Source organism: Streptomyces sp. NPDC020489 (assembly GCF_044386545.1).
Taxonomy (GTDB): domain Bacteria; phylum Actinomycetota; class Actinomycetes; order Streptomycetales; family Streptomycetaceae; genus Streptomyces.
The window spans coordinates 93,065-105,814 of sequence record NZ_JBIRUZ010000014.1; the positions used below are offsets into that span (position 1 = coordinate 93,065).

General features: G+C 72.0%; 10 protein-coding genes. 1 reads left to right on the plus strand and 9 read right to left on the minus strand.

Features of this window, described 5'->3' with window-relative positions:
* Position 1: 1 nt before the first annotated feature.
* The 4 genes from ACH41F_RS32100 to ACH41F_RS32115 are packed head-to-tail and all read right to left on the minus strand — an operon-like array spanning position 2 to position 6,111.
* Positions 2-1,939 (minus strand): ABC transporter permease, encoded by a 1,938-nt coding sequence (locus tag ACH41F_RS32100; protein WP_398838640.1) that lies wholly within the window; start codon positions 1,937-1,939, stop codon positions 2-4.
* Positions 1,939-3,039 carry a betaine/proline/choline family ABC transporter ATP-binding protein gene (locus ACH41F_RS32105; RefSeq protein ID WP_391234629.1) on the minus strand — a complete coding sequence of 367 codons (1,101 nt, stop codon included), beginning with the start codon at positions 3,037-3,039 and terminating at the stop codon, positions 1,939-1,941. Before ACH41F_RS32105 ends, ACH41F_RS32100 begins: the two co-directional genes overlap by 1 nt.
* On the minus strand, positions 3,039-4,562 hold the full coding sequence (locus ACH41F_RS32110; protein ID WP_391234627.1) for a GMC oxidoreductase: 1,524 nt from the start codon (positions 4,560-4,562) through the stop codon (positions 3,039-3,041). The genes ACH41F_RS32105 and ACH41F_RS32110 overlap by 1 nt, the downstream gene beginning before the upstream one ends.
* 40 nt (positions 4,563-4,602) lie before the next feature.
* Complete coding sequence (locus tag ACH41F_RS32115; RefSeq protein ID WP_391234625.1) at positions 4,603-6,111, minus strand: aldehyde dehydrogenase family protein; 1,509 nt, start codon at positions 6,109-6,111, stop codon at positions 4,603-4,605.
* 225 nt (positions 6,112-6,336) lie between these two features.
* Here ACH41F_RS32115 and ACH41F_RS32120 point away from each other — a divergent pair, with 225 nt between their 5' ends.
* Positions 6,337-7,083 carry a hypothetical protein gene (locus ACH41F_RS32120; protein ID WP_398838642.1) on the plus strand — a complete coding sequence of 249 codons (747 nt, stop codon included), beginning with the start codon at positions 6,337-6,339 and terminating at the stop codon, positions 7,081-7,083.
* A gap of 78 nt (positions 7,084-7,161) precedes the next feature.
* Here ACH41F_RS32120 and ACH41F_RS32125 read toward each other — a convergent pair whose 3' ends face one another.
* The 5 genes from ACH41F_RS32125 to ACH41F_RS32145 form a co-directional block, all read right to left on the minus strand.
* Positions 7,162-8,217, minus strand: coding sequence for a hypothetical protein (locus tag ACH41F_RS32125; protein WP_398838645.1), 1,056 nt, complete (start codon positions 8,215-8,217; stop codon positions 7,162-7,164).
* 132 nt (positions 8,218-8,349) lie between these two features.
* Positions 8,350-9,339 carry a malate dehydrogenase gene (locus ACH41F_RS32130; protein WP_398838647.1) on the minus strand — a complete coding sequence of 330 codons (990 nt, stop codon included), beginning with the start codon at positions 9,337-9,339 and terminating at the stop codon, positions 8,350-8,352.
* A 313-nt stretch (positions 9,340-9,652) separates the two neighbouring features.
* Positions 9,653-10,843 (minus strand): DUF2690 domain-containing protein, encoded by a 1,191-nt coding sequence (locus tag ACH41F_RS32135; protein ID WP_398838649.1) that lies wholly within the window; start codon positions 10,841-10,843, stop codon positions 9,653-9,655.
* A 543-nt stretch (positions 10,844-11,386) separates the two neighbouring features.
* Positions 11,387-11,854, minus strand: a complete 468-nt coding sequence (locus ACH41F_RS32140; RefSeq protein WP_391234615.1) for a DUF3017 domain-containing protein — start codon at positions 11,852-11,854, stop codon at positions 11,387-11,389.
* Entirely contained in the window at positions 11,844-12,698 is an 855-nt protein-coding gene (locus ACH41F_RS32145; protein WP_391234613.1) for a bifunctional methylenetetrahydrofolate dehydrogenase/methenyltetrahydrofolate cyclohydrolase, read from the minus strand. The genes ACH41F_RS32140 and ACH41F_RS32145 overlap by 11 nt, the downstream gene beginning before the upstream one ends.
* Positions 12,699-12,750: the final 52 nt, after the last annotated feature.

The following is a 12,750-nucleotide window of genomic DNA, read 5'->3' on the forward strand; positions in this document are numbered from 1 at the left end:
GTCAGGCTCCCTTCCTCGCGCGGCGTTCGGTGGGCTGGGTCACCCGGTCGAGCATCAGGCCGAGGCAGACGATGGCCGCGCCGGCCACCAGCCCGGTCGCCAGGTCGCCCTGGGCGAGGCCGAAGACGGCGTCGTAGCCGAGCGCTCCACCGCCGACCAGGCCGCCGATGATGACGACGGCGAGGACCAGGACCACGCCCTGGTTGACGGCGAGCAGCAACGCCGGTCGGGCGAGCGGGAGTTGGACCTGGCGCAGCTGCTGCCAGCTGGTCGCGCCGAGGGAGTGGGAGGACTCCAGGGCGGCCGGGTCGACCTGGCGCAGGCCCTGGGCGGTGATGCGGACGACGGCGGGCAGCGCGTAGACGACGGCGGCCGCGACGGCCGGGGCCCGGCCCACGCCGAAGAGGGCCACCACCGGGATCAGGTAGACGAACTGCGGCATCGTCTGGAAGACGTCCAGGACGGGCCGGAGCGCTCGGTCGAGGCGGTCGCTGCGGGCGGCCGCGATGCCGGTGGCGACGCCGATGACGAGGGTGACCGCGACGGCGGCCAGCACCTGGGAGAGCGTGTCCAGGGCCGGCTCCCACACGCCGAGCACGCCGATCGCGGCCATGGCGAGGACCGCGGTGAGCGTGGTGCGCCAGGTGCCGATGAGCCAGGCGAGGGCGGCGACCAGGAGCAGCACCGACCACCAGGGCAGCCACTGGAGGCCGTCGCGGACCGGGTCCAGGACCCAGGTGGTGAAGTGCGCGGCCCAGTCGGCGGTGCCGCCGATGACGGGGACGCCGGAGTAGAGGTGGGCGGTCATCCAGTCGACGGCGCGGTTGACGGGCTGGGCGATCTGGACGACCCAGGCGTCGGGCCAGTCGAGTCGGCCGAGGAGGCGTCCGGCCACGGCGACGGCGAGGGCGGCGACCAGGGCGTAGGCCCAGCCCGCGGTGCGGCGGGGCTCCGGTGTGCCGCTGCCCGCGGCGGCCGTGACGCGGTCCAGTACGACGGCGAGGAGCACGATCGGGATGCCGGCCGCCAGGGCCGCGCCGACGTCGACCGAGGCGAGGGCCTGGTAGACGCGGTCACCGAGGCCGCCGGCGCCGATGACGGACGCGATGACGGCCATGGACAGGGCCATCATGATCGTCTGGTTGAGGCCGAGGAGGAGTTCCTTGCGGGCCAGCGGGATACGGGCGGTCAGCAGCCGCTGGCGCGCGGTGGCGCCGAGCGAGTCGACCGCCTCCAGCACCGACTTGTCGGCGCCGCGCAGTCCGAGGGCGGTGAGGCGGGCCATGGGCGGGGCGGCGTAGACGACGGTGGCGAGGACGGCCGCGGGGACGCCCATGCCGAAGATCATGACGACGGGGAGGAGGTAGGCGTACGCGGGGAGCACCTGCATGGTGTCCAGGAGGGGGCGCAGGGCGCGGTCGAGGCGGTCGGACAGACCGGCGGCGAGTCCGAGGAGCGCGCCCACGACGACCGAGGCGAGCACCGCCACGACCATCAGGGCGAGCGTCTGCATCGTCGCCACCCACATGCCGAGCACACCGCAGGCGAGGAACGCCACCGCGGTGCCGACAGCGAGCCGCAGGCCCGCGACCCGCCAGGCGACGAGGGCGCCGAGCGCGGTCACCCCGGCCCAGCCGGCCGCCAGCAGCACCAGGTAGACGGCGCGGACGGAGAGCACGACCACGTTGCTGACGTGGCCGAAGAAGTAGAGGAACAGGGGGTGGCTGTCGCGGTTGTCGACGATCCAGTCGCTGGCCCGGCTGAGCGGGTCGGTGAGGTCGACGGTCAGCGCGTCCGGCCAGGTGCCGCTGGCCCAGCGGGCGTTCGCCAGGGGCACGAGGACCGCGGCGACGGCGGCGAGCAGCAGGAGCTTGTGGACGGCGCGTTTCCTGAGAACCGCGGGGAGCGTGCGGGGGGCGGGAGCGCTGATCGCAGCCATCAGACCGCCTCCTTCTCCTCGGCGGTGCCGGCCACCACCTCCAGCAGCGTGTCCGAGTCCACCACCCCGACACACCGGCCCTGGTCCACCACCCGGGCCGGGGCCCCGGCCCGTGCGACCGCCTCGATGGCCTCGGAGACGGTGGCGTCGGGCGCGACGGCGGGACCGCTGCCCGCCTCCCCCGCCGCCACGGCCCGCATCGCCCTGCGCACCGTCATGACCTGTTCGCGCGGGACGTCCCGGACGAACTCGCGGACGTAGTCGTCGGCCGGGGAACCCACGATCTCCTCCGGGGTGCCCAGCTGGACCACGCGCCCGTCGCGCATCAGGGCGATACGGTCGCCCAGCTTCAGCGCCTCGTTGAGGTCATGGGTGATGAAGACCATCGTGCGGCCCTCCTCGCGGTGCAGCCGGACGACCTCCTCCTGCATGTCCCGGCGGATCAGCGGGTCCAGGGCGCTGAACGGCTCGTCGAAGAGCAGCACCTCGGGGTCGGCGGCGAGCGCACGGGCGAGCCCCACCCGCTGCTGCTGGCCGCCGGAGAGCTGGCTGGGCCGGCGCTGTTCCATCCCCTCCAGGCCGACCTTGGCCACGACCTCGGCGGCGCGGGCCCGGCGCTCGGCCTTGCCCATGCCCTGGATCTCCAGACCGTAGGCCACGTTGTCGAGGACGGTGCGGTGCGGCAGGAGGCCGAAGTGCTGGAAGACCATCGCGGCACGGTGGCGGCGCAGTTCGCGCAGCCGGGCGCGGTCCATGGCGCGGACGTCCTCACCGTCGATGGCGATCGTGCCGGCGGTCGGCTCGATGAGCCGGGTCAGACAGCGCACCAGGGTGGACTTGCCGGAGCCCGACAGGCCCATCACCACGAAGACCTCGCCCTTGCGGACGTCGAAGGAGACGTCGCGGACGGCGGCCGTGCAGCCGGTGCGGGAGCGGAGTTCGGCGGGGGGCAGGGAGGTCAGCTCGGGGTCGGCGGGGACGCGGTCGGCCTTCGGTCCGAAGACCTTCCACAGTCCGTCGACGGAGAACACCGGGTTCTCGCCGGTCGCACCGGTCGCATCGGTCCCACTGGTCGCGGTCGTCTCGACTGTCGTACTCATCACGCACCACCTCCGATCAGGTCCACGGCCTTCTCCCCGACCATCAGCACCCCGATCATCGGGTTGACGGCGGTCATCGTCGGGAACACGGAGGCGTCGGCTATGCGAATGCCGTCCAGGCCACGTATGCGCAACTCGGGGTCGACGACCGCGAGTTCGTCGTCCACGGCCCCCATCCGGCAGGTCCCCGCCGGGTGGTAGACGGTGTGCGCGACCTTGCGGGCGTACTCGCTCAGCTCCTCGTCACCGGTGATGTCGGGGCCGGGGCACACCTCGCGCTTGAGCCAGCCCGCCAGCGGCTCGGTCCGCGCGATCTCGCGGGCGATGCGGATGCCGTCGACCAGCGTGCGGGCGTCGTAGTCGTCCTCGTCGGTGAAGTACCGGAAGTCGAGGGCGGGCTTCTCGGCGGGGTCCGCGCTCTTCAGGTACAGCCGGCCGCGGCTCTTGGGCTTGGGGATGTTCGGGGTCATCGAGACGCCGTACGAAGGTCGTTCGTAACCCAGACGTTCAGGATTGTCCGTGAAGGGGACCTGGTAGAAGTGGAACATCAGGTCAGGGCCCGGATGGGCGGGATCGCGGCGGACGAACAGGCCCGCGTCGGAGTCCATCGCGGAGTTCTCGGGGATGGGGCCGTTGGTCTCCCAGACGATCACGGACTCGGGGTGGTCGAGGAGGTTCTCGCCGACGCCGGGCAGGTCGTGGACGACGGGGATGCCGAGCGCCTCGAGGTCCTCGCGCGGGCCGATGCCCGAGTGCAGCAGCAGCCGGGGCGAGTCGACGGCGCCCGCGCACAGGGCGACCTCGCGGCGGGCCCGTACGACGAACTCCTCGCCGTCCTTGTCGCGGACGTGCACCCCGCGGACCTGCGTGCCGTCCAGCTCGAGCCGGTACGCCCAGGTCTCCAGCAGGATCGTCAGGTTGGGCCGCTCGTCCATCACGGGGTGCAGGTACGCCACCGACGCCGAGGACCGCTTGTTGTTCTCGGGGTGGTAGGCGAGGTCGAAGAAGCCGACGCCGTCGTCGAAGGGCTTGCGGTTGAAGCCCTCGACGCGCGGGACGCCGGTGGCCGCCTGGGCGGCGTCGACGAAGTCGCGGGCGATGGCGTTGCGGTCCTTCTCGTCGACGGGGACGATGTTGTTGAGCAGGCGCGCGTAGTACGCCTCCATGGACACCGCGCCCCAGCCCTTGGCGCCGTTCGCCTCCCACTCGTCGAAGTCGGAGGGCAGCGGCTTGAAGGCGATCAGCGTGTTGTGGGAGGAGCAGCCGCCGAGGACGCGGGCGCGGCTGTGCCGGATGTGGGAGTTGCCGCGTGGCTGCTCCACGGTCGGGTAGTCGTAGTCGAGTTCGCCGCCGAGCAGGCCCATCCAGCGGCGCAGGGTGAGGACGTCGTCGCGGCCGACGTCACTGGGGCCGCCCTCGATGACGGCGACCGTGACGTCGGGGTTCTCGGTGAGTCGGGAGGCTATGACGGAGCCGGCGGTGCCACCACCGACGACGACATAGTCGTATTCGTGTTGGTGCATGGGGGTACTCCAGGGACGTGCGTGGGGGACGAGCGAGGGTTCAGCCGGCGAACCAGCGGACAGGCTTGGGCGCGAGGTTCTGGTAGATGTGCTTGGTCTCGCGGTACTCGGCGAGTCCGGCGGGGCCCAGTTCACGGCCGGTGCCGCTCTTGCCGAAGCCGCCCCACTCCGCCTGCGGGAGATAGGGGTGGAAGTCGTTGATCCAGACGGTGCCGTGGCGCAGCCGGCCGGCGACCCGGCGGGCGCGTCCGGCGTCGGAGGTCCAGACGCCGCCGGCGAGGCCGTACTCGGTGTCGTTGGCGAGGAAGACGGCCTCGTCCTCCGTGCGGAAGGTCTCGACGGTGAGGACCGGGCCGAAGACCTCCTCGCGGACGACCCGCATCTCGCGGTGGCAGGCGTCCAGGACGGTCGGCTCGTAGAAGTAGCCCGCGCCCAGGCCCTCCGGCCGCTTGCCGCCGGTGCGCAGGACGGCGCCCTCCGCGAGGGCCGAGGCGACGTATCCCTCGACCTTGTCGCGCTGCTGCTCGGAGACGAGCGGCCCGCACTCGACGTCGGCGTCGGTGCCGCGGCCGAGCCTGATGCGGCCGGCCCGCGCGGCGAGTTCGGCGACGAAGCGGTCCCGGACGGACTCCTCCACGATGAGTCGCGCGCCCGCCGAGCAGACCTGGCCGCTGTGGATGAAGGCCGCGTTGAGGGCCTGGTCGACGGCGGTGTCGAAGCCCTCCTCGGTGGCGCAGGCGTCGGCGAAGACCACGTTGGGGTTCTTGCCGCCGAGTTCGAGGGCGACCTTCTTGACCGAAGGAGCCGCGGCCCGCGCCACCTTGGTGCCGCTGACGAGACCGCCGGTGAAGGAGATGAGGTCGACGTCGGGGTGCTCGGCGAAGCGGGCGCCGACCGAATGGCCGGGCCCGGTCACGATGTTGGCGACACCGGCGGGGAGACCGGCCTCCACCAGCAGCTCGATGAGCGCGATGGTCGTCATCGGCGTGATCTCGCTCGGCTTGACGACGAAGGTGTTGCCGGCCGCGAGCGCCGGCGCGATCTTCCAACTGGCCTGGAGCAGGGGGTAGTTCCAGGGGGTGATCAGCGCGCAGACGCCGACCGGTTCGTGGACGACGACGCTGTGGATGTCGGGCGAGCCTGCGTCGACGACCCGGCCGGGGGCCTCGGCGGCGACGAGCCCGGCGAAGTAGCGGAAGGCGTCGGCGACACAGTCGATGTCGACCCGGCCCTCTTCGAGGGTCTTGCCCGCGTCACGGCTCTCCAGCAGACCGAGCCGCTCGCGGTCGCGAACCAGGAGATCGGCGACGCGGTAGAGCAGCGCGGCGCGCTCGGAGACGGGGGTGCGTGGCCAGTCGCCGTGGTCGAAGGCCTGCCGTGCGGCGGCGATCGCCAGGTCGGCGTCCTGTTCGTCCCCCTCGGCGACGACGGCGAACGGCTGGGCGTCCGCGGGGTCGATGATGTCGCGGGTCGCGCCCGAGACGGCCTCTCGCCACTCGCCGCCCGCGTGGATCGTCTGACGCGCCTGTCGTGCGTGTTCTCCGGCCATGATCGGTGTTGCCTTCCGTTCCTGTTCGGTTCCCGTGAGTCACACGGGTGTCACTCACAAGGACCGTCGTCGCATTCCCGCGGCCCGGAATTGCATGCGCAATCGCTGTCCGAAAGTGCGCCGTGTCACTGGACATGCGGACAAGTTGGGGCGAAACGTACGCTGGACATGGTCCGCGCACGGTGGTCATGTGACGGCCGCCACGCGCGCGCCAGGAGGTGACGCATGGCAGGCAAAGCGCTGATCTGCGCGACGACCGTACTGCTGCTCTCGCCGGTGCTCGTCGGCGCCGACGACGGGGACGATCTGACCGCCCGGCAACTGGCCGACCAGGCCCAGGACAATTTGCTCGACGCCGAGTCGGTCCGGCTGCGGCTGACGGACCGCGGCACGAGCACGACGACCAGCAAAACCCAGCCGACGTCGATGAACCTCGCCCTCGACCAGGACGGCGACTGCGTGGGGTCGATGCGGATGGGCTCGGGCGGCGGCAGCGTCGAGCTCGTCAAACAGGGCGACGAGGTGTGGATGAAACCGGACCGGACCTTCTGGAAGGCCCAGGTGCCCGGCAGTCAGGGCGAGGCGGTCGCCGAGCTCTTCAAGAACCGCTACATCCACGGCTCCACGGACGACGCCATGCTCAAGGGCATGGCCGACACCTGCGACCTGACCGCCTTCCAGCGGGACGTCGGCGGTGACTCCTCCGAGGACGGCAAGCTGACCAAGGGCGACGAGACGACCGTCGACGGCACGAAGGTGATCCCGCTGACCGGCACCGAGGACGGCAAGAGGGCGGTCCTGTACGTCACCTCGGACTCCCCGCACCGGCTGGTCAAGGCGATCCAGCGGGGCGACGGCACCGACCTGACGCTGACCTTCAGCGACTACGACAAGCCGGTGCCGACCGCGACACCCTCGGCGGACGAGTCGGTGGACGTCGGCAAGCTCCAGGAGGAACTTCAGGGCACCTGACACGCTCCGGCGGACCGGCCAGGCGCCTCTGGAGCGCGGGGCCCGGCGCCTACGGCTTCCCGACACCGGCCACGCCGCTCAGAGGCAGGGCCCCTCCCCCGGGCAGAACGACCCCAGTGCCGCGGTCAGCGGCTCGCGGACCAGTGCCGGGGACAGCTCCTCGGGGCCGCTGGCGCGGATCGCGTAGGACTCGCCGTCGGCCGCCCGGAAGCGGTGGTCGATGACCTGGCGCGCGCCGCTGTCCTCGTCGTCGTAGCGGTAGGTCAGCTCGGACCAGGTCCCGCCCTTGTCGCGTTCGAGTGCCTGGTAACCGCGCTGGCGGACGAAGCCGAAGTCCGGGGAGTTCTCGGCCAGGCGCAGGGAGTCGGCGGGGCTGTCCTCCGACAGCCGGAAGATCTGCAACTGACGGCCGTCGGCGGGGGCGTCGTAGAAGACCACCGGGGCCTTCTCGCCCTGCTTCTGCCGACGGGTCCAGTCCTCGGGCACGAAGACCGTGTAGCCGACGGGGTCCTCGGCGAGGCGGTAACCGGAACCGGGTGTGGCCGGCGGGGACGCGAGGGGCGAGGCCGGCGGGGTGGTCGCGGCGGGCGTGGTCCCGGAGGGCGCCGATGGCTCGGTCGGCGCGGACGGCTCGGTCGGCGCGGAGGTGGTGACCGCGACGCTCGTCCCCGGGGTCGCGCCCGTGCCGGTCGCCCCCTCCCGGGTCAGGAACCAGACACCGGCGCCGATGCCGGACCCCAGCACGGCCGTCGCGGTGAGCACGAGCAGAACCCGACGCGGACCGCTGACGGACGGCGGCGCGGCCTGCGGCGGTACGTAGGCCGGGGGCGGCGGTTGCGGGTACGGCGGGGGCGGCAGCGGGTGCGGTGTGCCGCCCGTCCGGGGCAGGGCCGACGACCAGGGCGGGGTCGGCGGCGACTGCTGCGGCGGCGCGGCCCAGAGCGGCGGCGCCGGTGAGGTCTGGGTCTCCGCCGAGGCCCAGGGCGGCGCGGACCCGGCCTGCCCGTGTGGGCCCCAGGGCGCCTGGCCACGCTCCTCGCTGGGCTCGTGCTCGTCGGAGCCCGAGCTGTAGCCGTTCGCGGCGCCGCCGTCGTGGCCGCTGCCGCTGCTGTTCCCGTGCCATCCGCTGTTCATCGCGAACCCCCCGAATCACCTTGGCGGGTAACGTTCTTGACGGTAGCGGTGAAAACGGGCGCGGGCCCCGCTCCGGAAGAAACCGGAACACGGCCCGCGCAAGCTCGTGACAGTAGCCGTCCGCTACAGCTCTCAGATGAGGCCGAGGGCGCGGACCGCCTCTCGCTCCTCCGCGAGCTCGGCGACAGAGGCGTCGATCCGGGCGCGGGAGAACTCGTTGATGTCCAGGCCCTGGACGATCTCGTACGCGCCGTCCTTGGCGGTGACGGGGAAGGAGGAGATCAGGCCCTCCGGGACGCCGTAGGAGCCGTCCGACGGAATGCCCATGGAGGTCCAGTCGCCGTCGGCGGTGCCGTTGACCCAGGTGTGGACGTGGTCGATGGCGGCGTTGGCGGCCGAGGCGGCGGAGGACGCGCCACGGGCCTCGATGATCGCGGCGCCGCGCTTGGCGACGGTCGGGATGAAGGTGTCGGCCAGCCACTGCTCGTCGTTCACGACCTCGGCGGCGTTCTTGCCGGCGATCTCCGCGTGGAAGATGTCGGGGTACTGCGTGGCGGAGTGGTTGCCCCAGATGGTCAGGCGCTTGATGTCGGCGACCGTGGTGCCCGTCTTCTTCGCGAGCTGGGTCAGCGCGCGGTTGTGGTCCAGGCGGGTCATCGCGGTGAAGCGCTCGGCGGGTACGTCCGGGGCGGCGGCCTGGGCGATCAGGGCGTTGGTGTTGGCCGGGTTGCCGACGACGAGGACCTTGATGTCGTCCGCGGCGTGGTCGTTGATGGCCTTGCCCTGCGGCTTGAAGATGCCGCCGTTGGCCTCCAGGAGGTCACCGCGCTCCATGCCCTTGGTGCGCGGGCGGGCGCCCACGAGCAGGGCCACGTTGGCGCCGTCGAAGGCCACGTTCGGGTCGTCGGTGATCTCGATGCCCTGGAGCAGCGGGAACGCGCAGTCGTCCAGCTCCATGGCGGTGCCCTCGGCGGCCTTGAGCGCCGGGGTGATCTCCAGAAGGCGGAGCTTGACCGGCACGTCCGCGCCGAGCAGCTGGCCGGAGGCGATGCGGAAGAGCAGGGCGTAACCGATCTGGCCGGCCGCGCCGGTGACGGTGACGTTCACGGGAGTGCGGGTCATGGAGTTCTCCGTATGACAGCTGTCGGTGGTGGCGTCCCTGCCCCGGGGTGCGGGACGTACAAATGATCGATCTCTCGGCATCAAGAGATCCACCGGTCAGGCTATCGCGCATCCGGGATCGCGCACCGCCGGGTTCCTGTGGCCCACCCCACAGAGACGCGAAAGAGGCGGCCGCCCGTCCGGGAGAGGGGGACGGGAGCGGCCGCCGTGGGGGGTACCGACATGGCCGGATTCCCGTGGGGGTACGGTTCGCCTGCCCACGATCCGCCCGGCCATGCCGGTGGCCCCGACATTGTTCTCGAGGGCCCGGCGACTACCGGGTGCACCCCTTCTCGCCCGCCGCGAGCGTGGCGCAGGCGACGGCGTCCCCGGCGTCCTTCACCGCGACCATCGGCGTGTACGCGATGGTGTCGCCGGCCACGGTGATCGACCCGTTCTGCTTGTTCTTGCCGGCCTTGCCGACGCTCACCACGACCTCGTCGCCCTGCGCGGCCCGGGTGATACGGCCCCACGCGGTACCGCAGGTCTTGCTGTAGCGGACCTCCACGACCGTCGTGCCGACGGTGGCGGTCGAGGCGGTGGTCACCAGGTCCCCGCTGCACCCCATGGCCTCCGCGTCCTTGCCGGTGCAGGAGTCGCCGCTGCACTTGACGCCGGGCGGGAGGTCGACGGAGGTGGTGGCGGTCGGGGAGGGCGAGGCGTCCTGACCCTCGTTCTCCTTGCCGCCGCCGCCCTCGGTGAGCACGTACGCGGCGCCGACCACCACGAGCACACCGACGACACCCGCGAGGAACATCGTCAGCCGCCGCCTGCCCCCGCCACCGCCGCGAGCGGCGGAACGGGGCCCCCGCGGGGGCTCGCCGTACGACGGGCCAGGGGCCGACGTCGGCGTCGGTGCGGGCGTGGGCGCCGATGCCGGTCGGGCCGTACCCTCCGGGGCGCGTCCGCCCGTCGGGGAAGGTCCCTTGTACCCGGCCAGGCCCCAGGAGTTCGTGCTGTCGCCGCCCTCGCGGTTCCCCGGCGTCGCGTCCCTGACCTCGGGCGCCGTCGGCTGCGGCGGCACCGTCGGGGCCACGCCCGCGGGCCCGGCCACCCCCGGGGTCGCCGTGGCGCTGGTGCTCTTGCGGGCCGTCCTGCCGCCCTTGGCGCTCGCGGGAGGCGCCCCGAACTCGCTGAGCGCGGCGCGCGCCTGCGAGATGCGGATGGCCTCCATGGTCATGTCGTGGCGCATCTCCGAGCGGCTCCAGGCGCGCTCGGCGAGCTCCCACATGGTGGTCAGGTGGATCGGATTGGTACCGGTGACCTCGGCGAGCGCCACGATCGCGCCCTTGGGCGCGAGCAGCCGGCCGTTGAGATAACGCTCCCAGGACGTCTTGCTGTAGCCCGTGCGGTCGGCCAGCGCCGCGACGCTCAGACCGCTGCGGTCCACGAGCCGCCTGAGCTGGCTGGCGAACTCCCTGACCTGCGGATCAAGTTCATCGGGCAAGGCCCTCCAACGAGGCATTGCTACCCCCCTCTTCCCCCCGGTTGGTGCTGGTGTGTTCCCCCCGCGCATGTGCCCTCTGCTCAGGTCCCCGTCGGGCTACCCAAAGGGATGCGCCCGCTAAGGATCTCAGTTCCCGGGGTGGGGGCGCACGGGTGCATCGGGGCTGTGGGCATGCACCGTCGCACGCTCACCATGCCGGGGTCCAGTCTGCACGCGACGGGACGTCCCGGACCATCCCGATCGGACACGCTAACCCGGTTGTTGAGCGACTTCGTCGCACATCCGCGAACTTGTCCACACATCGGCACACAGAAGGCACACAATCCGTGACACTCACCACTCAGGTGCGAAGCTCCCCCAAAAGCGACCAAGCCGACGCCGGGAGGTGATCGGTTCCCGTGGTGACAGGGACCGGACACCGTAGCGGAACGGTCACTTCCGTGGCACAGCGCGCTGACAGGCGTTGAACGGGGCGTTCGCCGTGCAAGAAGGTGGACGCAGACGGCGGCCCGTCCTTGCTCGGGGGAGAGGACGGGCCGCCGTCGCCGTGGCAGTGGGCCGCTAGCTGTCGACCGTGAAGTGCAGGGTGTCCTTCAGGAACGGGATCTCCAGCCAGGGATCCGGCTGGGCCATCATCGACAGCAGGACGATCACGGTGCCCAGCACGCCGTAGGTCACGATGTCGGTGAAGCGGGAGCGCACCGCGAGCATGCCGACGTCCCGCACCATCCAGCGCAGCACGGCACCGGTGACCAGCGCCGCGCCGATCAGCAGGGTGCCGTAGCGGAAGACGTCGAGGGCGGTGAGCAGCAGGCCGAGCGCGACCACGGCCAGCACGGTGAGGATCGGCCACTGCCGGGCGGGCGCCGGGGCGTCGCTCGGTGCGGCCCGGCCACCGCCCTCGGGACGGGCGGTGTCCCGGGTGAACAGCGGGAAGCGGCGGGTGACCCGGCGCGGCCTGCCCTCCGCGTCGGGCGCGCTGATCGCGTCCCGTACCTCGATGTCGTTCTGCTCCTGGTCAGCCGACACTGCGCTCCGCCGCCTCGACCACGTTCACGAGCAGCTGGGCCCGGGTCATCGGGCCGACACCGCCGGGGTTCGGGGAGATGAACCCGGCGACCTCGGCGACGCCGGGGTGCACGTCGCCCACGATCTTGCCCTCGGCGCTGCGCGAGACACCGACGTCGAGGACGGCGGCGCCGGGCTTCACGTCCTCGGGACGGATGAGGTGGGCGGACCCGGCGGCGGCGACGATGATGTCGGCGCGCTTGAGGTGCGCGGAGAGGTCGCGGGTGCCGGTGTGGCACTGGGTCACGGTCGCGTTCTCGCTGCGCCGGGTCAGCAGCAGCGGCATCGGGCGGCCGATGGTGACACCGCGGCCGACGACCACGACCTCGGCGCCCTTGATCTCCACGCCGTACTGGCGCAGGAGGGTGAGCACACCGTTGGGGGTGCAGGGCAGCGGGGCCGGCTCGTTGAGGACCAGGCGGCCGAGGTTCATCGGGTGGAGGCCGTCGGCGTCCTTGTCCGGGTCCATCAGTTCCAGGATGCGGTTCTCGTCGATGCCCTTGGGGAGCGGCAGCTGGACGATGTACCCGGTGCAGGCGGGGTCCTCGTTCAACTCCCGCACCACCGCCTCGATCTCCTCCTGCGTCGCCGTCTCCGGCAGTTCGCGCTGGATGGAGGCGATGCCGACCTCCGCGCAGTCGCGGTGCTTGCCCGCGACGTACTTCTGGCTGCCGGGGTCGGACCCGACGAGGATCGTGCCGAGGCCGGGCGTGACGCCCTTCTCCTTCAGCGCCGCCACGCGGGCGGTCAGATCGGACTTGATCGCGGCTGCGGTGGCCTTGCCATCGAGAATCTGGGCGGTCATGACCCCATCCTCGCGGATGACGGGGTCCCGGTTCCAATCCGGGTCCCTGTGC

Coding starts and splice junctions, on each gene's coding strand:
- ACH41F_RS32115 (WP_391234625.1), bottom strand. CDS start 6,111: ATGGCCGGAGAACACGCACGACAGGCGCGTCAGACGATCCACGCGGGC.
- ACH41F_RS32145 (WP_391234613.1), bottom strand. CDS start 12,698: ATGACCGCCCAGATTCTCGATGGCAAGGCCACCGCAGCCGCGATCAAG.
- ACH41F_RS32110 (WP_391234627.1), bottom strand. CDS start 4,562: ATGCACCAACACGAATACGACTATGTCGTCGTCGGTGGTGGCACCGCC.
- ACH41F_RS32125 (WP_398838645.1), bottom strand. CDS start 8,217: ATGAACAGCGGATGGCACGGGAACAGCAGCGGCAGCGGCCACGACGGC.
- ACH41F_RS32120 (WP_398838642.1), top strand. CDS start 6,337: ATGGCAGGCAAAGCGCTGATCTGCGCGACGACCGTACTGCTGCTCTCG.
- ACH41F_RS32130 (WP_398838647.1), bottom strand. CDS start 9,339: ATGACCCGCACTCCCGTGAACGTCACCGTCACCGGCGCGGCCGGCCAG.
- ACH41F_RS32135 (WP_398838649.1), bottom strand. CDS start 10,843: ATGCCTCGTTGGAGGGCCTTGCCCGATGAACTTGATCCGCAGGTCAGG.
- ACH41F_RS32105 (WP_391234629.1), bottom strand. CDS start 3,039: ATGAGTACGACAGTCGAGACGACCGCGACCAGTGGGACCGATGCGACC.
- ACH41F_RS32100 (WP_398838640.1), bottom strand. CDS start 1,939: ATGGCTGCGATCAGCGCTCCCGCCCCCCGCACGCTCCCCGCGGTTCTC.